Annotated in this window: 17 protein-coding genes; 9 read left to right on the forward strand and 8 right to left on the reverse strand. The window is 70.2% G+C overall.

Features of this window, described 5'->3' with window-relative positions; genetic code table 11:
- Nucleotides 1-69 precede the first annotated feature (69 nt).
- Nucleotides 70-498 carry an RDD family protein gene (locus Q9S71_RS09500; protein ID WP_422880352.1) on the forward strand — a complete coding sequence of 143 codons (429 nt, stop codon included), beginning with the start codon at nucleotides 70-72 and terminating at the stop codon, nucleotides 496-498.
- Between the two features lie 9 nt (nucleotides 499-507).
- Here the strand turns inward: Q9S71_RS09500 and Q9S71_RS09505 are convergent, their stop codons facing one another.
- Nucleotides 508-1,218 (reverse strand): DUF4191 domain-containing protein, encoded by a 711-nt coding sequence (locus Q9S71_RS09505; RefSeq protein ID WP_217531720.1) that lies wholly within the window; start codon nucleotides 1,216-1,218, stop codon nucleotides 508-510.
- Between the two features lie 117 nt (nucleotides 1,219-1,335).
- Between Q9S71_RS09505 and Q9S71_RS09510 the strand changes: the two genes are divergently transcribed.
- Nucleotides 1,336-2,610, forward strand: a complete 1,275-nt coding sequence (locus Q9S71_RS09510) for a hypothetical protein (RefSeq protein WP_311862004.1) — start codon at nucleotides 1,336-1,338, stop codon at nucleotides 2,608-2,610.
- 14 nt (nucleotides 2,611-2,624) lie between these two features.
- On the opposite strand, the gene sucB is transcribed toward Q9S71_RS09510, so the two are convergent.
- The 3 genes from sucB to Q9S71_RS09525 all read right to left on the reverse strand — a co-directional run bounded on the left by sucB (nucleotide 2,625) and on the right by Q9S71_RS09525 (nucleotide 7,264).
- Nucleotides 2,625-4,361 (reverse strand): 2-oxoglutarate dehydrogenase, E2 component, dihydrolipoamide succinyltransferase, encoded by a 1,737-nt coding sequence (sucB, locus tag Q9S71_RS09515; protein ID WP_311862005.1) that lies wholly within the window; start codon nucleotides 4,359-4,361, stop codon nucleotides 2,625-2,627.
- 63 nt (nucleotides 4,362-4,424) lie between these two features.
- Complete coding sequence (lpdA, locus tag Q9S71_RS09520) at nucleotides 4,425-5,795, reverse strand: dihydrolipoyl dehydrogenase (RefSeq protein ID WP_311862006.1); 1,371 nt, start codon at nucleotides 5,793-5,795, stop codon at nucleotides 4,425-4,427.
- Nucleotides 5,792-7,264 carry a leucyl aminopeptidase gene (locus Q9S71_RS09525; protein ID WP_311862007.1) on the reverse strand — a complete coding sequence of 491 codons (1,473 nt, stop codon included), beginning with the start codon at nucleotides 7,262-7,264 and terminating at the stop codon, nucleotides 5,792-5,794. Before Q9S71_RS09525 ends, lpdA begins: the two co-directional genes overlap by 4 nt.
- An 85-nt stretch (nucleotides 7,265-7,349) precedes the next feature.
- On the opposite strand from Q9S71_RS09525, the gene Q9S71_RS09530 reads away from it, so the two are divergent.
- The 5 genes from Q9S71_RS09530 (at nucleotide 7,350) to Q9S71_RS09550 (ending at nucleotide 12,585) form a co-directional block, all read left to right on the forward strand.
- On the forward strand, nucleotides 7,350-8,279 hold the full coding sequence (locus Q9S71_RS09530) for a proteasome assembly chaperone family protein (RefSeq protein WP_064002137.1): 930 nt from the start codon (nucleotides 7,350-7,352) through the stop codon (nucleotides 8,277-8,279).
- Between the two features lie 222 nt (nucleotides 8,280-8,501).
- On the forward strand, nucleotides 8,502-9,821 hold the full coding sequence (locus Q9S71_RS09535; RefSeq protein WP_064002136.1) for an RNA polymerase sigma factor: 1,320 nt from the start codon (nucleotides 8,502-8,504) through the stop codon (nucleotides 9,819-9,821).
- Nucleotides 9,818-10,522, forward strand: a complete 705-nt coding sequence (locus Q9S71_RS09540; protein WP_064002135.1) for a coenzyme F420-0:L-glutamate ligase — start codon at nucleotides 9,818-9,820, stop codon at nucleotides 10,520-10,522. The genes Q9S71_RS09535 and Q9S71_RS09540 overlap by 4 nt, the downstream gene beginning before the upstream one ends.
- An 11-nt stretch (nucleotides 10,523-10,533) precedes the next feature.
- Nucleotides 10,534-11,547: a sugar-transfer associated ATP-grasp domain-containing protein gene (locus Q9S71_RS09545; protein ID WP_311862009.1), complete on the forward strand. Its 1,014-nt coding sequence runs from the start codon at nucleotides 10,534-10,536 to the stop codon at nucleotides 11,545-11,547.
- A gap of 24 nt (nucleotides 11,548-11,571) precedes the next feature.
- On the forward strand, nucleotides 11,572-12,585 hold the full coding sequence (locus Q9S71_RS09550) for a sugar-transfer associated ATP-grasp domain-containing protein (RefSeq protein WP_311862010.1): 1,014 nt from the start codon (nucleotides 11,572-11,574) through the stop codon (nucleotides 12,583-12,585).
- Nucleotides 12,586-12,646: 61 nt separating this feature from the next.
- On the opposite strand, the gene Q9S71_RS09555 is transcribed toward Q9S71_RS09550, so the two are convergent.
- Nucleotides 12,647-12,868, reverse strand: coding sequence for a DUF7455 domain-containing protein (locus tag Q9S71_RS09555; protein ID WP_018186680.1), 222 nt, complete (start codon nucleotides 12,866-12,868; stop codon nucleotides 12,647-12,649).
- A gap of 194 nt (nucleotides 12,869-13,062) precedes the next feature.
- Here Q9S71_RS09555 and Q9S71_RS09560 point away from each other — a divergent pair, with 194 nt between their 5' ends.
- Nucleotides 13,063-15,135 (forward strand): DNA gyrase/topoisomerase IV subunit B, encoded by a 2,073-nt coding sequence (locus Q9S71_RS09560; protein ID WP_422880353.1) that lies wholly within the window; start codon nucleotides 13,063-13,065, stop codon nucleotides 15,133-15,135.
- 31 nt (nucleotides 15,136-15,166) lie between these two features.
- Nucleotides 15,167-15,415, forward strand: a complete 249-nt coding sequence (locus Q9S71_RS09565; protein WP_311862011.1) for a DUF4287 domain-containing protein — start codon at nucleotides 15,167-15,169, stop codon at nucleotides 15,413-15,415.
- A gap of 1 nt (nucleotide 15,416) precedes the next feature.
- Here the strand turns inward: Q9S71_RS09565 and Q9S71_RS09570 are convergent, their stop codons facing one another.
- Genes Q9S71_RS09570 through Q9S71_RS09580 form a run of 3 tightly spaced genes read right to left on the reverse strand, consistent with a single transcriptional unit; the run spans nucleotide 15,417 to nucleotide 19,155 of the window.
- Complete coding sequence (locus tag Q9S71_RS09570; RefSeq protein ID WP_311862012.1) at nucleotides 15,417-16,085, reverse strand: DUF4166 domain-containing protein; 669 nt, start codon at nucleotides 16,083-16,085, stop codon at nucleotides 15,417-15,419.
- Entirely contained in the window at nucleotides 16,082-16,690 is a 609-nt protein-coding gene (locus Q9S71_RS09575; RefSeq protein WP_311862014.1) for an SRPBCC family protein, read from the reverse strand. The genes Q9S71_RS09570 and Q9S71_RS09575 overlap by 4 nt, the downstream gene beginning before the upstream one ends.
- 11 nt (nucleotides 16,691-16,701) lie before the next feature.
- On the reverse strand, nucleotides 16,702-19,155 hold the full coding sequence (locus tag Q9S71_RS09580) for a DNA gyrase/topoisomerase IV subunit A (protein WP_311862015.1): 2,454 nt from the start codon (nucleotides 19,153-19,155) through the stop codon (nucleotides 16,702-16,704).
- Nucleotides 19,156-19,215: the final 60 nt, after the last annotated feature.

Consider the following 19,215-nt stretch of genomic DNA (forward strand, 5'->3'; position numbering starts at 1 on the left):
GGGGTGCAGTTGCCCGGCAGTGTCCCCGATGTTTCGAGGATGTTACGCGGTCCGGATTACGCTGAGACGGTGTCATCGACCCTGCCCGACTACCCCGGCGAACGGCTCGGCCGTCCCGCCACCGGCCGCGGCAGCATCGGTCGGCCCGGGCGACGCATCGGCGCCCTGTTCATCGACTACGCGGCGGCGACGGTCCTGGCGACCGCGTTCTTCGGATACGACCAGTTCGCCCTGCCCGAGAAGGCCGGCTGGACGCTGTTCGCGCCGATGATCGTGTTCGCCGCCCTGCAGATCCTGTTCATCCCCACGATCGGCGGGAGTCCGGGTCACCGGATCCTCGGGATGCGGGTGGAGCTGGCGCGGGGCGGATGGCCCGGCCTCTGGCGTCCGATCGTCCGCACAGCACTGCTCGTCGTCGTGCTGCCCGCGGTGATCTGGGACGCCGACCAGCGTGGCCTCCACGACAAGGCGGTCGGAACCGTCCTCGTCCGCGGCTGACGCAGCGGCTTACCGGGGTCGCGGAGCGCGGGCGCGCGTCGGGTCGATGCCCTTGGGGATCGGCAGCGACGTCACCGACTGCGACACCGAGTCGATGCGCTTGACGACGGCCGCGAGGGTGGCGCGATCGACGGTCTTGGGCAGCGCCTTGATGGTCTTGGCGAGCTTGGAGATGTGGACGTCACCCTCGCCGTCGCCGACGTAAAGGACCTCGATGTTGATGCCCGAGGCGACCCGCGCGACCTTCTTGCGCTCGTCGTTCACGAGGCGCGTCAGTCGCCCACGCGCACCCTCTCCGATGATGACGACCCCGCCGCGACCGACGGCCCGGTAGACGGCGTCCTGCGTCCGCGGGTTGACACCCACGGGCATGTCGGACGTCACCCAGCTCCGACCGAGACCGGTCGAGAGGATGTGCCCGGTGGCACCCGGCATCCCGTCGAGCTTCTTGTACATGACCCGGGTCGACAGGCGCGTCAGCAGGATCATCGCGAAGAGGAAGCCCATGAGCAGGCCGCTGACACCCCAGAGGATGACGCTCCAGATCTCCACCGGCGGCACGAGGAAGCCGAGGCCGACGCCCAGGGCGACACCGAGGAGCAGGGCACCGATCAAGGCCCACGGCAACCACCGGAACTCGCTCCGGGTGAACGTGTACAGCGAGCGGATCTGGGAGAAGAATCCGGGGCGCTTCTCAGGTGCGGTACTGCGGGATGCCATGTGCTCAGCCTACCTTCGCGGCCCGCGGACTTCTTCACACGTCGTCGGGCGCGGGCGGCTGTCCACCGGTCGTCGGGGCGCAGCCGATGATGGTGGGCGCGGGCGGAGGGTGGAGGAATGGAACCCGTCGCTCTGGACATCCCGCCGGCGCTGCGCGAGCTCACCGCGGCCGAGGCCCCGTTCGCCGGGGTACTGCGCGCCGGTGACCCGCCGACCGTGTGGGTGGACGCCGCTGCCTTCGGTGCCTCGCCCGCGTGGGCGGCGCACGGGGCCGAGCACCTCCTCGCCCCGATGGACGCCGCGGGGACGCCGGAAGGTTCCCGTGTCGTCCTGCCGCACTGTCCCGTCAGGCTCGACGGGGTGCTGACGGACGGCTCGCCTCCGCCGGGTGTCCTCGTCACGCTGGCGGTCAGCGCCCTCCGAGGCGCACGCGAGGCGGACGGACTCGGTGCCGAGGCCGGACGATGGTGGGTCACAACAGAGGGCAGACCCGTCCTCGCGTTGACCGGCACGCTCGCCTGGCGCGAGGACACCGTCGACCTCCTCCGGCGGGTGGATGCCGCAGACCCGGCGCTGCAGCGAGCACTCGAGAGCGCCGCAGCGGCGATCGGCGACCCCCGGCTTCTGCGGAGAGAGGGCGAAGCGATCGAAGGCGCGTTGTTCGCCGCGGCGGATCCCGAACCGCTTCCGACGGAACGGCGCGAGGACGGGCACCTGCCCAAGAGACGCGAACGCGCCGTGGCTCCTCCGCACGCGAGTGGGAGCGTCGCCGGCACCGTGCGGGACCTGCTCGCGCGCTTGGTGGACGTGGGGGTCGCCGAGCGGGTCGGGCGCGCGTGGGCCGCGGTCGTCCGTCGCACCCGTGCGACGCCGCGCGCGGGTGATCGGCAGGCAGACCGGCCCACGGGGGGACGGCGCCGTGTCCTCCTCGTCGCGGCAGCCGTGGCCACGGCGGTCATCGTCGGGGGCGCCCTGTGGCCGTCAGGGGAGGGGGAGCGCCCGGCAGCGGCGGCCGGCGGGTCCGCTGATCCGACGCGCGCGGCGGCGCCGTCGGCATCCGCCTCTCCGGTGCGCGACGAGGATCCTGCGACGGAGGACGCCGCCCGGTCCGATGAGGGGCCGGCGGAGATCGTCGACGCGGCTCGCGGCCTGGTGGACGCGCTGGCTGCCTGTGGTGACGACGCGTGTCTCGAAAAGCTCTGGGAGGAGCCCGGATCGGCCCGACCGATCGACGCCGCGGGTGGGGACTACGCGGTGGAGGTGGTCGACGAGTACGGCGGTGCCGCGGCCGTCCGGATCGTGACGGCCGAGGTGACCCAGGTGCTCGTCATGGTGCGGGTGGAAAAGCGATGGCTGGTCCGCGAGGTGTACGACCTCGCGGACCAGCCATGATCCCGCTGGGGGTGTCAGACGCCGAGCTGACCCTCGAACTGCGCCGCCTCGAGGCGAGCCTTCACCGCGCTGAGGAAGCGCGCGGCGTCGGCACCGTCGATGACGCGGTGGTCGTAGGACAGCGCCAGGTAGACGTAGGAGCGGACGCTGATCGCGTCCTTCCCGTCGACCGAGACGACTCCGGGACGCTTCACGACGACGCCCGTGCCCAGGATGGCCGACTGCGGCAGGAACACCACGGGGGTGTCGAACAGCGCGCCACGCGAACCGGTGTTGGTGAGCGTGAACGTGCCACCGGCGAGCTCGTCGGGCTTCAGCTTGTTGTTGCGCGTGCGGTCGGCGAGATCAGCGATCTCGTGCGCGATCTGAGCGATGTTCTTGTCGCCCGCGTCACGCAGGACGGGCGTCAGCAGACCCCGCTCGGTGTCGACCGCGATCGAGAGGTTCTCGCTCGCCGGGTAGACGATCTGGTCGCCGTCGACGGTCGCGTTGATGATCGGGAACGCCTTGAGGGCTTCGGCGGCCGCCAGCGCGAAGAACGGCAGGAACGACAGCTTGTCGCCGGTCTTCTCGAGGAACGAGTTCTTCACCGAGTCGCGGTAGTTCGCGAGCTTCGTGACGTCGACCTCGACGACCGTCGTCAGCTGAGCGGTCTGCTGCATCGACTCGACGGCACGGCTGGCGAGCACCTTGCGCAGACGCGACATCGCCTGGGTGGTGCCGCGCAGCGGCGAGACCTCGACGGCGGCGGGCGCCGGCGCGGCGGCAGCGGCCGGTGCGGACTCGGCCTTGGGGGCCTCGGCGGCCTTGAGGACGTCCTCCTTGCGGATGCGTCCACCGACGCCGCTGCCACGCACGTTCGACAGGTCGACGCCGTGCTGCTGGGCGAGCTTGCGCACGAGAGGGGTCACGTAGGTGACGCCCTCGTCGTCCGACGCCGACTCGGCCGGCGCCGGTGCGGCCGGAGCGGGCTGCTCGGCCTTGGGCTGCTCAGCCTTCGGCTCCTCAGCCTTCGGCTCCTCGGCCTTGGACTGCTCGGCGGCGGGCGCCTCGCTCTGGGGCGCCGGGGCCTCGGGGGCCTTCTCCTCGGCGGGTGCCGCGGGGGCCGATTCAGCGGGTGCCGCGGCGGCGCCGGATCCGACGCGGGCCAGGACGGCGCCGACCTCGACGGTCTCGTCCTCCTGGACCAGGATCTCGGTCAGCGTGCCGGCGATGGGCGAGGGGATCTCGGTGTCGACCTTGTCGGTCGAGATCTCGAGGAGGGGCTCGTCGACCGCGACGTCGTCGCCGACCTGCTTGAGCCAGCGCGTGACGGTGCCCTCGGTGACGCTCTCACCGAGCTCGGGGAGGACGACGTCCTTCGCGTCACCGGATGCCGCCGGTGCCGGTGCGGACTCGGCGGGAGTCTCCTGCGGGGCGGGCTCGGCGGGTGCGGACTGCTCGGGCGCGGACTGCTCAGGTGCGGACTCGGCCGGAGCGGACTCGGCGGGCTCGGACTCGGCCGGCGCGGACGAGCCGTCACCGATCTTCGCGAGCACGGCGCCGATCTCGACGGTCTCGTCCTCCTGCACGAGGATCTCCTCGATGACGCCGCTGACGGGCGAGGGGATCTCGGTGTCGACCTTGTCGGTCGAGATCTCCAGGAGTCCTTCATCGGCCTGGACGGAATCACCGACCTTCTTGAGCCAGCGGGTGACCGTTCCCTCGGTGACGCTCTCACCGAGCGCGGGGAGGACCACGGATGTGCTCATGACTGTGTCTCCTTCAAGAAAGTGCGATGTGCTGTCTAGCTTAGTGTCGCCCGTGCGACGGGGTCAGACGGTATGGAGGGGCTTGCCCGCGAGCGCGAGGAACGCCTCGCCGAGGGCTTCGCTCTGGGTCGGATGCGCGTGGACGAACGGTGCGATGTCCTCGGGGTGGGCTTCCCATCCGATCGCGAGCTGCCCCTCGGTGATGAGCTCGCCGACGCGGTCGCCGACGAGGTGCACGCCCACGACGGGGCCGTCGACGATGCGGACGACCTTGGCGAAGCCCGCAGTCCCGAGGATCTCGCTCTTCGCGTTGCCGGCGAGGTTGAACTCGTAGGCCGCGACGCGATCCCCGTGCGCGGCGCGCGCCTGCTCCTCGGTGAGGCCGACCGAGGCGACCTCCGGGTGGGAGTACGACACGCGCGGGATGGTCGATTCGGGGACGGCGACCGGCGCGAGACCGGCGATCCGCTCCGCAACGAAGATGCCCTGCTGGAAGCTGCGGTGCGCGAGCTGGAGCCCGGGGACGATGTCGCCCACGGCCCACACGTGGGGGACCGAGGTCTGCAGGTCGTCGCCCACGACGACGAACCCCCGGTCGCGGGTGACACCTGCCTCGTCCAGGCCCAGGCCGTCGGTGACGGGACCTCGTCCGACCGCCACGAGGACGTAGTCCGCCTCGACGACGGCTCCGTCCGAGAGCGTGACGGCCACGCCGTCCTCGCGCTGCGAGACGCCCTCGCAGCGGGTCGAGAGGGCGGTCCGGATGCCGCGCTTGCGGTACGCGCGTTCGAGGGCCTTGCTCGATGCGGCATCCTCTGCCGGGAGCAGCCGGTCGAGGGCCTCGACGATGAGGACGTCGACGCCGAGCGAACGCCACGCGCTCGCGAACTCGACCCCGATGACCCCGCCGCCCAGGACGACCACCGAGCCGGGGACGGTGTCGAGCGTCAGCGCGGTCTCGCTCGTGAGCACCCGCCCGCCGACCTCGATCCCCGGGAGCGACCTCGTCTGCGAGCCCGTCGCGAGGATGACGTCCGCACCCGCGTACTCGTCCTCGCCGACGATCACGGACCGGTCCGCGCTCAGCCGGCCCTCGCCGGCGACCACGGTGATGCCGCGCGTGGACAGCAGGCTCTGCAGGCCGCGGTACTTCTTGGCGACGATGCCTTCGCGGTAAGCGGTCATCCGCGCCGGATCGAACCCCGTCAGCGAGGCGTTGACGCCGACCGCGGCGGCTTCCCGCACGTGGTCAGCGATCTCCGCGGTGTGGAGGAGCGCCTTGGTCGGCACGCAGCCGCGGTGCAGGCAGGTTCCCCCGACTTTGTCCTTCTCGATGAGGGCGACCTTCTTGCCCAGCTCGCTCGCGCGGATCGCGGCGGCGTACCCGCCGCTGCCGCCGCCCAGGACGACGACGTCGAACTCGTGGCGGCTCATCGGATCTCCGCCTCGAGGAAGGCGAGCAGCGAACGGACCGTCGCCGCCGTGGGTCCCTTGTCGGTCGGGCCGAAGGGCGAGGCCTTGTTCTCGCCGCTGCCCGCGATGTCGAGGTGCACCCACGGGATGCGGGGGGCGTCGGCATCCTCTCCCGTGCGTCCGACGAAGCGGCGCAGGAAGAGTCCGGCGAACATCGTGCCGCCCGCCGGGTCGCCGACCTTGGCGTTGCGGAGGTCCGCGATGGGGGAGTCGAGTTCGTCCTCCATGTGGTCGGGGAGCGGCAGCTGCCATGCGGCCTCACCGGCGGATGCTGCCGCCTCGAGGTAGCGCGCCACGGTCGCGTCGTCGCCCATGACCCCCGTGTGGCGGTTGCCGAGCGCGACGATCACGGCACCCGTGAGCGTCGCGACGTCGACGATGACATCGGGTCGCGTCCGGCTCGCCGCGACGAGCCCGTCGGCGAGGACGAGGCGACCCTCGGCATCCGTGTTGAGGACCTCGACACTCGTCCCGTCGAGCATCCGCAGGACGTCGCCGGGGCGGGTCGCGCGCCCGGAGGGCATGTTGTCGGCGATGCACAGCCACGCGGTCACCGCGATCGGCAGTTCGCGCTGCGCGGCGGCGCGCACCACCGCGAGCGCGGTCGCCGCGCCCGCCATGTCGAACTTCATCCCGACCATGGATGCCGGTGGCTTCAGCGAGAGTCCGCCGGTGTCGAACGTGATCCCCTTGCCCACCAGGGCGATGTGGCGGTCGGCGCCCGCGGGGGCGTAAGTCAGGCGGACGAGGCGCGGCGGACGGTCGGACCCCTTGCCGACGCCCAGGATGCCGCCGTAGCCCTCCGCCGCGAGCTCGGTCTCGTCGAGCACCTCGACGTCGACGGGGAGCCCCGCGACGGCCTCGATGGCGCGCTCGGCGAGATCGGCGGGTCCGAGCCACTCCGCGGGCACGTTGACGAGGTCCTTGACGAGGGCGACGGCGGACCCGGTGACGTCGACCGCGCGCAGATCCTCCGGGTCGACGTCGGCCGACAGGTGCAGGACGACGTGGGAGGCGCGGGTCTTCGCGGACTCGGAGGACTTGTATCCCTCGAAGCGGTATCCGCCGAGGACCGCGCCTTCGGCCGCGGCGCGCCAGTGCGCTTCGGCGTGCGGGAGGGCGACGGCGAGCCGGACGAATCCCGTCGTCGTGCGCACGGCGGCACCGACGGCATCCCGGATCGCCTCGGCCGAGGGCGCAGAGCCGGTCCCCACGACGAAGAGGGGGAGCGCGGTGGACGCGGGGGCGAAGACCCGGGTCGTCGTCCCGGGGGTGCCGCTGAATCCGATGCCGCGGAGGACCTCCTCGACACCCGGCCAGTCCGCGAGGACCGACGCCGCGTCGTCGAGCGGCGGGAGGGCGAGGATGATTGCGTCGGCACCGCCGTCGCGTGCAGGAGAAGTGGACACGGTCAGCTCGGGGTACGGCATGGACTCCATCCTATGGACGGGGCGTTCGCTCAGAGCGGGACGGGTGGCGCGCCGCCTGCTTCGGGCGTGCTCCTACAGTGGAGACATGCCCCTGTCTGGTCCCCTCTACGAGCGCATCACGACGGCGCCGCCCGTGCCCGCGGGCCTTCCGCTGGTCGTCGCGTTGACCGGCTTCACGGATGCCGGTTCCGCGGTCACCCGCGTCGTCGACCACCTCCACACCGAGCTCGACCCGCAACCGGTCATCACCTTCAACCCGGACGTGCTGTTCGACTACCGCGCCCGCCGGCCCCTCATCACCTTCAACGGCGACCACCTCGAGGACTACCAGCCTCCCCGTCTCGACCTCGCGCTGGTCCACGACTCGCTGGGTCAGCCCTTCGTCCTGCTGTCCGGCTACGAGCCCGACTTCGCCTGGGAGGCCTTCGTCGACACCGTCGTCGGACTCGCCGAGGGGCTGCAGGTCCGGTCGGTCACGTGGGTGCACGCGATCCCGATGCCGGTGCCCCACACGCGGCCGCTGGGGACGACGGTCAGCGGCAACCGCGCCGACCTCACCGAGGCGCACTCCGTGTGGAAGCCCCGCACCCAGGTCCCCTCGACCGCCGGGCACCTCCTCGAGTACCGGCTCTCGGATGCCGGTGTCTCGGTGTCCGGGTTCGCCCTGCTGGTGCCGCACTACCTCGCGGAGACGGACTTCCCCGCGGCGGCGATCGCCGCGCTCGACAGCGTCTCCGTCGCGACCGGTCTCGTCTTCGACAGCGACACCCTCCGTGAGGAGAACCGGGAGTACCTCGAGAAGGTGGACGACCAGGTCGCGGCCAGTGAGGAACTAACCGCCATGCTCGGCAACCTCGAGAACCGTTACGACGCTTACATGGCGGGCTCGACGCAGGCCCAGCCGATCATCCACACCGGCGATCTGCCGTCCGCCGACGAGCTGGCCGCCGAGCTCGAGCGGTTCCTCGCGAACCGTCCCTCCGGCGACGACGACCGGCGCCCCGGGCTCGGCTGAGTCGCACCCCGCGCCGCCGTGACAGCATTCCGCCGGGGAATGCGCACAACGTATTCGGTGTTGACACGGGTACGTCCTTCATGCATCCAAGACGTATGAGAGAATGGACGAAATGACCCGTTGTCGGGCCCGTGGAGTCGCTTCCGTGCGAGTCCGGCGGACTTGACAAGGGTCTTACTAGTGTCCGAAACCCGGCGGAGTGCCGTCGGTGAAAGGCGAAACGTGACTTCGAGCACGAGGACCACCCGTACACGCGCGGCCGACACGGTCGACGACGCCGAAGCGGTCGAGCCCGAGGCGGCGACCACCCCGGCGAAGAAGGCTCCGGCTCGCAAGGCCGCGGCGAAGAAGCCGGCCGCGACGAAGGCGTCCCCGGCCAAGGCACGCGCCAAGAAGGCAGCCGACGACGAGGACGAAGACGAAGAAGTCGACGAGGTCGAGATCGACGTCGACGCCGCCGACGACGCCTCGGACGACGACACGAAGAAGGATGCCGAGAAGGCGGACGGCGAGGACGAGGACGAGCCCGCGAAGCCTGCCTTCACCGAGCCGCTCCCGACGGGCGCGATCGTCATCTCGTCCTCGGACGACGACGAGGTCCCGGTCTACTCGACGCAGATCACCGGTGCGACCGCCGACCCGGTCAAGGACTACCTGAAGCAGATCGGTAAGGTCCCGCTCCTCAACGCGGCCGAAGAGGTCGAGCTCGCGATGCGGATCGAGGCGGGCCTGTTCGCCGAGGAGAAGCTGTCGCACATGACGGCGGCCGAGAAGTCGTCGCAGCTCGGTCTCGACCTGCAGTGGGTCGCCCGTGACGGGCAGCGCGCCAAGAGCCACCTGCTCGGCGCGAACCTGCGACTGGTCGTCTCGTTGGCCAAGCGCTACACCGGTCGCGGCATGCAGTTCCTGGACCTCATCCAGGAGGGCAACCTCGGCCTCATCCGTGCCGTCGAGAAGTTCGACTACACCAAGGGCTTCAAGTTCTCGACCTACGCCACCTGGTGGATCCGTCAGGCGATCACCCGCGCGATGGCCGACCAGGCGCGCACGATCCGCATCCCCGTCCATATGGTCGAGGTCATCAACAAGTTGGCCCGCGTGCAGCGGCAGATGCTCCAGGACCTGGGTCGCGAGCCCACGCCCGAGGAGCTCAGCCGCGAGCTCGACATGACGCCCGAGAAGGTCATCGAGGTCCAGAAGTACGGCCGCGAGCCCATCTCGCTCCACACGCCCCTCGGTGAGGACGGCGACAGCGAGTTCGGTGACCTCATCGAGGACACCGAGGCCGTGGTCCCCGCCGACGCCGTCGGGTTCACGATGCTGCAGCGTCAGCTGGAGTCCCTGCTCGACTCGCTCAGCGAGCGCGAGGCGGGCGTCATCCGGATGCGGTTCGGCCTCGGCGACGGTCAGCCCAAGACGCTCGACCAGATCGGCGACACGTTCGGCGTCACGCGGGAGCGGATCCGTCAGATCGAGTCCAAGACGATGGCGAAGCTGCGGCACCCGTCGCGGTCGCAGTCGCTGCGGGACTACCTCGAATGAGCGGCGCCGCGAACGAGGGCAAGGAGCTCACGCGAGCGGTCGACGGCGCGACGTACGCCCGGATCCCGATCCGGACGCACGTCGTCATGCCGGGCGAGGACATCGACGAGATCGTCGCGACCTACGCCTCGCCCGAGCTGCAGCCCGGTGATCTGCTGTTCGTGACGGAGAAGATCGTCGCGATCACGCAGGGCAGGTCGTACCTCGTCGAGGACATCGCGCCGCGCCCGCTCGCGCGTTTCCTCTCGCGTTACGTCGTCAAGACGAAGTACGGCATCGGCCTGGGCATGCCCGAGACGATGGAGATGGCGCTGCGCGAATGCGGGACGCCCCGCATCCTGTTCGCCGCCGGCGTCGCCGCGATCACGAAGCTGTTCGGACGACGCGGTGACTTCTACCGGATCGCCGGCGACAAGGCGCGCTCGATCGACGGCCCGACTCCGCACACGATCCCGCCGTACAACAAGGCGGTCGTGCTCGGTCCGAAGGAGCCGGCCGCCGTGGCCGCGCGCCTGAAGTCCCGTCTCGGCGGCGCGTTCGAGGTGGCGGTCGTCGACATCAACGACATCGGCGGCAACATCCTCGGGTCGACGCTCGACAAGGCGGGGGAGCAGCGGCTCGTTCGCATCCTCTCGGACAACCCGCTCGGCCAGGGACACCAGTCCACGCCGCTCGGCATCATCCGTCCGTCGAAGGGCTGACCGTGGGCGCCGTGAACAGGCTCTACCGCCGTGCCCGCTTCTTCGTGCGCCGGGTGGTCAACTTCGACACCGAGCGTGTGCTGCAGTTCGCCCGTCAGTCCGCGCGGCTGTCGAAGGCGCCGCTGTGGTGGGTCGTCGCCGACATGGCCTGGTGCTCGGTGCGCTACGAGACGACGTTCGAGAACTACTCGGAGTGGGACTTCCGCATCCTCAAGGGTCGTGAGCGTAAGACGTACATGACCGACCCCAAGTCGTTCCACCTCTCGCGACGCCTCAACGACAACGCGCAGCGGGCGATCTTCGACGACAAGCTCCAGTTCGCCACCCGTTTCGGGCTCGAGTTGGGTCGTCAGTGGCTCGACCTCGGTGAGTCGGATGCCGCGACCTTCGCCGCCTTCGTCGCCCGCCACCCGCGCATCATCGCCAAGAACCCCGGCGGCGTGGGCGGCAACGGGATCACGCTCGTCGACTCCGCCGACATCGGGGACGTCGACGCCTTCCGCGATCGGCTGCTCGCCGACGGTCAGACGCTCGTCGAGGAGGTGCTCGTGCAGCATCCCGACATGGCGGCGCTGTACCCCGGGAGCGTCAACTCGCTCCGGATGGTGTCCTACCTCGATCCCGACGGCGAGGTGCACGTCCTCGCGGGTGTGCTAAAGATCGGCAACGGCGGCGTCATCGACAACTTCAGCAACGGCGGCATGTACACGATGCTCGACGAGCAGGGTCGTGCCCTCCACGCCGCCAGCGACGAGGAGGGGCGCCCCTTCGCCGAGCACCCCGCGACGGGAACACCCATCACGGGGTTCCAGGTGCCGCTCTACGACGAGGTGCTCGAGCTCGTCGACCGGCTCGCGCGTCGCGTGCCGGCCTTCCCGTACATCGGGTGGGACATCGCCATCACGCCCGACGGCCCCGTCGTCATCGAGGGCAACCACAACTCCGGCGTCTTCCAGTCGAAGCCCTCGGTCTCCGGCATCCGTCGCGGTCTGCTGCCCCGCTACCGCGCTGCGATGCGCTTCTGACCGACCCCAACCGAAGGGACCGACATGCGCCGCATCCGCGTCCGCCTGCAGTACCTGATCCGTCGCGCACGCAAGCTCCGCCCGGGCAACCTCGTCGAGTTCGCGCGTACCGTCCAGCGGGTGTCGAAGGCGCCGCTGCCGGTGATCATCGCGGACATGCTGTGGTGCTCGGTGCGCTACGACATGGCGTTCCGCGACTACGCGGTGTGGGACATCCGGCTCCTGAACGCGCGTGAGCGGAAGACGTGGATGACGCATCCGAAATCCTTCCGGATCACGAAGATGTACAACACGCCCGAGGGGCGCTCGAAGCTCGAGGACAAGCGCCGGTTCGCCCGCGAGTACGCCGATCTGCTCGGTCGCGAGACGATCGATCTGCGGGACGTCGACGACGCGCAGCTGGCGGCGTTCCTCTCCCGGCACCCGCGTGTGCTGGCCAAGCCCAACGAGGGTCACGGCGGCGGGGGGATCGAGCTCCACGAGGTCGGCCCCGACGTCGACCCGGCGCGGTTCCGGGCCGAGGTGACCGCCCAGGGCCAGACGGTGCTCGACGAGTTCATCATGCAGCACCCCGAGATGTCGGCGCTGTACCCGGACGCGGTCAACACCGTCCGGCTCATCACGTTCCTCGACAAAGACGACCGTGTGCACCTGCTGGCGGCCGTGCTGCGCATCGGCAACGGCGACGTCATCGACAACTTCGCCTCGGGCGGGATGTTCACGATGCTCGACGACGAGGGCGTCGCGCTGTACCCCGGTGTCGACAAGAACAGCAACGTCTACCGCGAGCACCCCGTGACGGGAACGCCGATCGTCGGGTTCCGGGTGCCGCTCTACAGCGAGGTCCTCGATCTGGTCGCCGCCCTCGCCCGACGGACGCCCGAGGCGCCCTACGTGGGCTGGGACATCGCGATCACCGCGAACGGTCCCGTCGTCATCGAGGGCAACCACAACTCCAGCGTCTTCCAGCCGAAGCCGTCGGCGTCGGGTGTGCGGACGGGCCTCCTCCCGGTGTACCAGGCGGCCGTCGGGTTCTGACCTGCAACGCGAAAGCCCCCTGCATCGCAGGGGGCTTTCGTCGTGATCGGGATGCCGCGGCTCAGACCGACTCGGTCAGGCGGGCGGTCTCGTCGTGCCACGAGGTGGCGACGGCGCGGAGTTTCTCCTCGTACTTGCGGCCGTGGTGGGCGCAGAACAGGAGTTCGCTCCCGTTGACCTCGGCGGCGATGTAGGCCTGGGCTCCGCAGGAGTCGCAGCGATCCATCGCCGTCAGGCGGTGTTCGAGGACGGCTCCGGGCTCGGTGGTGGTCGACGTGCTCATGTCAGGTGCCTCCTCGTACTGCTCATGACGGGTGAACTGTCACGCAATACAACCACGCCGATGTTGCGGGTATGCCGCCATTGCATGACATTTCGCTGTGCGCGTACGGTATGCGCCCGCTGTGCGTGTCGACCTCGTGACGGCGTGTGTGTCGGTCGGCGTCGTGTCGGGGGTGCCGCATACGATGGGAGATCGTGACAGCCGAGTATTCCGCCCATCATCTCCAGGTCCTGGAAGGGCTCGAGGCCGTGCGCAAGCGGCCCGGTATGTACATCGGCTCGACCGACTCCCGCGGACTCATGCACTGCCTCTGGGAGATCATCGACAACTCAGTCGACGAAGCCCTCGGCGGACACGGCGACCGCATCGAGATCATCCTGCACGCCGACGGCAGCGTCGAGGTCCGTGACCGGGCGCGCGGCATCCCGGTGGACGTCGAACCGCGCACCGGCTTGACGGGTGTCGAGGTCGTCTTCACCAAGCTGCACGCGGGTGGCAAGTTCGGCGGTGGGTCGTACGCGGCATCCGGTGGGCTCCACGGTGTCGGCGCGTCCGTCGTCAACGCCCTCTCGGAGCGGCTCGACGTCGAAGTCGACCGGGCCGGCAAGACGTACGCCATGTCGTTCCACCGGGGTGAGCCCGGCATCTTCGAGGGCGCTTCCCCGTCATCCGGATTCCGGCCGTTCGAGAAGTCCAGCGAGCTGCGCGTCGTCGGCAAGGCGGCGAAGGGTGTCACGGGTACCCGCATCCGCTACTGGGCGGACCGGCAGATCTTCACGAAGGACGCAGCGTTCGATCTCAGCGAGCTGGAGCAGCGCGCGCGTCAGACCGCGTTCCTCGTCCCCGGTCTCGAGATCGTCATCGTCGACCAGCGGACAGCGGACACCGTCGAGACGAGCTATCGCTTCGACGGAGGCATCTCGGAGTTCGCCGATTTCCTCGCCCCGGATGCGCCGATCACGGACACGTGGCGTCTGACCGGCACCGGCACGTTCACCGAGACGGTGCCCGTCCTGCAGGCCTCCGGAGCCATGGTCCCCACCGAGGTGCAGCGCGAGTGCGAGGTCGACATCGCGCTGCGGTGGGGGACGGGCTACGAGACGGTCACCCGCTCGTTCGTGAACATCATCGCGACGCCGAAGGGCGGCACGCACCAGCAGGGCTTCGAGCAGGGCCTCATGAAGACGCTGCGCGGGCAGATCGAGTCGAATGCCCGCAAGCTCAAGGTCGGTGCGAACGACAAGATCGAGAAGGACGACATCCTCGCGGGACTGTCGGCGGTGCTGACCGTCCGCCTGCCGGAGCCCCAGTTCGAGGGCCAGACGAAGGAGATCCTGGGCACGCCGGCGGTCCGCAACATCGTGACCTCGGTGGTCTCGAAAGAGCTCGCCGCCAAATTCGCCTCGACGAAGCGGGACGACAAGGCGCAGACCGCCCTGCTGCTCGAGAAGGTCGTCTCCGAGATGAAAGCCCGGATCTCGGCGCGCACGCACAAGGAGACCCAGCGCCGGAAGAACGCGCTCGAGTCGTCCTCGCTGCCGACGAAGCTCGCCGACTGCCGGACGAACGACGTCGCCGAGTCGGAACTGTTCATCGTCGAGGGGGACTCGGCCCTCGGGACGGCCAAGCACGCCCGCAACAGCGAGTACCAGGCGCTGCTGCCGATCCGCGGCAAGATCCTCAACGTCCAGAAGGCGTCGATCAGCGACATGCTCTCGAACGCCGAGTGCGCCGCGATCATCCAGGTGATCGGTGCCGGTTCGGGCCGCTCCTTCGACCTCGAGGCCGCCCGCTACGGCAAGATCATCCTGATGAGCGACGCCGACGTCGACGGCGCACACATCCGCACGCTGTTGCTCACCCTCTTCTTCCGGTACATGCGGCCCCTCATCGAAGAGGGTCGGGTGTACGCCGCCGTGCCGCCGCTGCACCGCGTCGTCGTCATGAACCCCGGCTCCAAGCCCAACGAGACGATCTACACCTACAGCGAGCAGGAACTCCACACGCTGCTTGCGAAGCTGACGAAGTCGGGCAAGCGGTGGCAGGAGCCGGTGCAGCGCTACAAGGGCCTCGGCGAGATGGACGCGGACCAGCTCGCGACGACGACGATGGACCGCGCGGGACGCACTCTCCGCCGCGTCCGGGTGCAGGACGCCGAAGTCGCTTCCACCGTGTTCGAGCTGCTCATGGGATCCGAGGTGGCGCCCCGCCGGGACTTCATCGTCACCTCGAGCGAACGGCTGGATCGCGAGCGGATCGACGCCTGACCCGGCGCCTCCTCGGGTCTACCCTGGGCTCATGACCTCCCACCGCGTCGTCGCTCCCGTGATCGCCCCCGGCGACAAGCCGAAGGGGCCGGCGTCGTACTTCCCGAGCATCGAGAAGACGTATGGGCAGCCCGTGCAGCACTGGCTCGACATCGCGGCCGACGCGCTCGACACGAGGACGCATATGGAGACGGTGGGGCTCCTCAAGGAGGAGCACGGCCTCGGCCACGGCCACGCGAACGCGATCGTCGCCTACGTCAAGGCGAAGCTGACCGCCTGACTCAGAGGCGCCGCTCGTGGCGACGCGGCTTCAGATGAGCCGGGGCGTCGGATGCCGGCATCCACTCGCACGTGAAGGACCCTCGGTAGCCGAAGAGGTACCCGAAGCGGTCGTTGTCGACGCGGAGGTCGACGTGGAACCGTCCGTCGGTCTCGTCGAACCGCTCGCGGAGAGTCGCGCGGCCGCTGAACAGCATCGGGAAGCGGAAGGCGACCGGCCCCTCGTAGAAGCGCTGCGCGCCGCTCCGCAGGAGGAGTGACCCGTCGGGCTCCGCCGACACGTCGAGGTCGACCGCGAGGTGCTGGTGGGTCCCCAGGTAGTCGACGATCCCGTCGTGCCCTGCCACCATCGTCGCGTCGAACCGGCGCCTCCTGCCGCGGACCCGGTACTCGCGCACGAAGGTGACCGTCTCCCGTCCGTACGGATCGAGGTAGGGGTAGTTGGCGATGGTGAAGGGGACGTCGGCGCCCACGTCGGGGACGAGGATGTTGCGAAGGCGCCCGATCTGCAGGAACGGCACCGTCCACCACGGGCCGCGCGTGATCTGCCTCATGACCCCGCGTCCCACGCAAGCCATGCCGCCCGTCAGCCCGACGTCGAAACGACGCTGGAGCTGCGGGTGCAGACGATCGAAGTCCGCTCCCATCGTGGTGCGGAAGAGCGAGGTCATGTCGGCTCCCGAAGGCCGACGAGGGTTGCCGGCGCATCGTCGAGGGCGTGCCGGCCGGCGGGTCGACGACCGCACCGCGCCGCGCGAGGTCGGTCGGCGCGCCACCAGGCCAAGACGGAGACGAGGCCCCAGCGCTCCGGTGCGACCCCCGTCTCGGCCCAGATGCGCAGCCGGTCGAAGCTCCACGCCGTCGCCCAGCCGAGGAGCGGACGCACGAGGACGTCGGCGGGGCCCCACCCGGGGTCGTAATCGTACCCCGTCACGAATCGCACCCTGCCGTCGCGCAGGGGGATGTACCGCCAGTACCCCCGTCCGCGGCGTATCGGAGAGAGTCGATCGGTCGTCGAGAAACGCAGCGCCGACGTCCGGGCGCGGTCGGGCCGCAGGCGCTCGCCCAGGCTGACACCCGTGCCCCGCACCGTGTGGAGCGGCGTCCGGCGTTCGTACGTGAACCGCTGCCTCCCGGACGCGTCGGTGCCCGTCGGCTGGATGCGCGAGAACCGGACGTCCCAGCGCGGGTGCAGCTCGGGGTCCTGGGTGAGCGCCCAGAGGTGCTCCATCGGCGCGGCGATGTCGATCTCCACATGGATGCCGCGCCGAGCCACGCCGTGCCGCCTCAGGAGACCGCGGTGCCGATGGCGCCGATGACGGCGTCGAGGACCTGACCGGAGGCGTCGCGTTTCGCACCCGGTTCGGGCAGCTGCCGGACCGAGCCGTCCGCACCCACGGCGCGGGGGCCATCGCCCACCCAGGCGAGGATGAGCGCGTCCTCGCCGCGCAGGAATCGCTGCGCGCGTACGCCGCCGGTCGCACGCCCCTTGGCGGGGAACTCGGTGAACGCGGAGACCTTCGCGGATCCGGCATCCGTCCCCGGCAGGGCCGCGGTGGATCCGGCGACGGTCGCGACGACGGTGTCGTTGCTCGCGGCCACGGCAGTGAAGGCGATCACGCGGGCGTCGCCTGTGAGACGGATGCCGGCCATGCCGCCCGCCGAGCGGCCCTGGGGACGCACGGCCGCGGCATCGAACCGCAGCAGCTGAGCATCGGTCGTGACGAAGACGAGTTCGGTCCCGTCCGCCGCGAGCGCCGCCCCGACGACGGTGTCGCCGGGCTTGAGCGCGATGATCTCGACGTCCGGCTTACCGGCCGGGAGCTCGGTCGCCGCGACCCGCTTGACGACGCCCTGCGCCGTGCCCAGCGCGATCGGCGCGTCGGCCGTCAACGGGACGAGGGCGAGCACGTGCTCGTTCGCGCCCAGCCCGAGGTACTGCGCGGCGCGCGTGCCGGCCGCCAGCTGTACCGAGTTCGCCGGGACCGAGGGGAGGTCGACGGGGGTGAACCGGACGAGGCGTCCGAGCGTGGTCACCGCGCCCAGGTCGCCGCGGGTCGTCGTGTCGACCGCCGACCGGATGGCGTCGTGCTTGGACCGGCGTGCCGGCGGCACGATGCCGCCTCCCGGTGCGTCGGGTACCAACTCTGCGCGCACCATGCGGCCGGTCGCGGAGAGGAAGACGCGGCACGGGGCGTCGGCGATCTGCAGATCGGCGGGGGCAGCGGCGCGGCCGCGCGGGGTGACCGGTCCGCCGTTCATGAGCAGGGTGCGGCGCGGCGTGCCGAAGGCCTCGGCCGCGGCATCCAGCTCCTTCGCGACCTGACGGCGCAGGAGCACGTCGCTGGCCAGCAGCTCCTCCAGCGCGGCGATGTCGGCCTTCAGGGTGTCGCGCTCGCTCTCGAGCTCCACACGCGAGAACTTCGTCAGCCGGCGCAGGCGCAGTTCGAGGATGTACTCGGCCTGCGGCTGCGACAGGTCGAACACGTCCATGAGTCGCGTGCGGGCCTGATCGCTGTCGTCCGAGGTCCGGATCACCTGGATGACCTCGTCGATGTCGAGGATCGCGATGAGGAGGCCCTCGACGAGGTGGAGGCGTTCCTGCTTGCGGGCGAGCCGGTAGCGGCTGCGCCGCGTGACGACCTGGATGCGGTGGTCCAGGTACACCCGCAGGAGGTCCTTCAGCCCGAGCGTCTGCGGCTGACCCGCGACGAGGGCGACGTTGTTGATGCCGAACGAGTCCTCGAGCGGCGTCAGGCGGTACAGCTGCTCGAGCACGGCGTTCGGGTCGAAGCCCGTCTTGATGCCGATCACGAGCCGCAGACCGTTGTTGCGGTCGGTGAGGTCGGTCAGGTCCGAGATGCCGGTGAGCTTCTTCGCGGTGACGGCGTCGCGGATCTTCTCCATCACCCGCTCGGGGCCGACCATGTAGGGGAGCTCGGTGACGACGATGCCGGTGCGGCGCGGGCCGAGCGATTCGATCGACGTCTTCGCGCGGGTGCGGAAGGAGCCGCGACCGGTCTCGTACGCCTCCTTGATGCCGTCGAGTCCGACGATGACGCCGCCGCCGGGGAGGTCGGGACCCGGCACGAACTCCATGAGCTCGTCGAGGGTCGCGTCGGGGTGCTCGAGCAGGTGGACGGCGGCCGAGACGACCTCGATGAGGTTGTGCGGCGCCATGTTGGTCGCCATGCCGACGGCGATGCCGGTCGCGCCGTTGACGAGGAGGTTCGGGAAGGCGGCCGACAGCACCTCGGGCTGCTGGAACTGGCCGTCGTAGTTCGGGATGAAGTCAACGACGTCCTCGTCGAGGTTCTCGGTGAGTGCGAGGGCGGATGCCGCGAGTCGGACCTCCGTGTACCGCGCCGCGGCGGGGCCGTCGTCGAGCGAGCCGAAGTTGCCGTGGCCGTCGACGAGCGGGACGCGCAGGGCGAAGTCCTGGGCGAGACGCACGAGCGCGTCGTAGATCGCGGAGTCTCCGTGCGGGTGGAGCTTTCCCATGACGTCGCCGACGACGCGCGCGCTCTTGACGTGCCCGCGGTCGGGGCGCAGCCCCATCTCCGACATCTGAAAGAGGATGCGGCGCTGCACCGGCTTCAGGCCGTCCCGCGCGTCGGGCAGGGCGCGCGAGTAGATGACCGAGTAGGCGTACTCCAGGAAGGACCCCTGCATCTCGTCGGCGAGATCGACGTCCTCGATGCGTTCAACGGCGGGAGGGGGAGGGGGAGTGCGCGATGCCATGGCCTCGATCGGTCTTCGGGAGATGCTGCCAGGGGTCAGGACGGCGGCGGGGCACCGTGT

The organism is Microbacterium gawkjiense (assembly GCF_031932225.1).
GTDB classification, from domain to species: domain Bacteria; phylum Actinomycetota; class Actinomycetes; order Actinomycetales; family Microbacteriaceae; genus Microbacterium; species Microbacterium gawkjiense.

What these genes read in the sequence shown, in the direction of transcription:
- Q9S71_RS09505 (WP_217531720.1), bottom strand. Translation starts at nt 1,218, where the DNA reads ATGGCATCCCGCAGTACCGCACCTGAGAAGCGCCCCGGATTCTTCTCC.
- Q9S71_RS09510 (WP_311862004.1), top strand. Translation starts at nt 1,336, where the DNA reads ATGGAACCCGTCGCTCTGGACATCCCGCCGGCGCTGCGCGAGCTCACC.
- sucB (WP_311862005.1), bottom strand. Translation starts at nt 4,361, where the DNA reads ATGAGCACATCCGTGGTCCTCCCCGCGCTCGGTGAGAGCGTCACCGAG.
- lpdA (WP_311862006.1), bottom strand. Translation starts at nt 5,795, where the DNA reads ATGAGCCGCCACGAGTTCGACGTCGTCGTCCTGGGCGGCGGCAGCGGC.
- Q9S71_RS09525 (WP_311862007.1), bottom strand. Translation starts at nt 7,264, where the DNA reads ATGCCGTACCCCGAGCTGACCGTGTCCACTTCTCCTGCACGCGACGGC.
- Q9S71_RS09530 (WP_064002137.1), top strand. Translation starts at nt 7,350, where the DNA reads ATGCCCCTGTCTGGTCCCCTCTACGAGCGCATCACGACGGCGCCGCCC.
- Q9S71_RS09540 (WP_064002135.1), top strand. Translation starts at nt 9,818, where the DNA reads ATGAGCGGCGCCGCGAACGAGGGCAAGGAGCTCACGCGAGCGGTCGAC.
- Q9S71_RS09550 (WP_311862010.1), top strand. Translation starts at nt 11,572, where the DNA reads ATGCGCCGCATCCGCGTCCGCCTGCAGTACCTGATCCGTCGCGCACGC.
- Q9S71_RS09555 (WP_018186680.1), bottom strand. Translation starts at nt 12,868, where the DNA reads ATGAGCACGTCGACCACCACCGAGCCCGGAGCCGTCCTCGAACACCGC.
- Q9S71_RS09565 (WP_311862011.1), top strand. Translation starts at nt 15,167, where the DNA reads ATGACCTCCCACCGCGTCGTCGCTCCCGTGATCGCCCCCGGCGACAAG.
- Q9S71_RS09570 (WP_311862012.1), bottom strand. Translation starts at nt 16,085, where the DNA reads ATGACCTCGCTCTTCCGCACCACGATGGGAGCGGACTTCGATCGTCTG.
- Q9S71_RS09580 (WP_311862015.1), bottom strand. Translation starts at nt 19,155, where the DNA reads ATGGCATCGCGCACTCCCCCTCCCCCTCCCGCCGTTGAACGCATCGAG.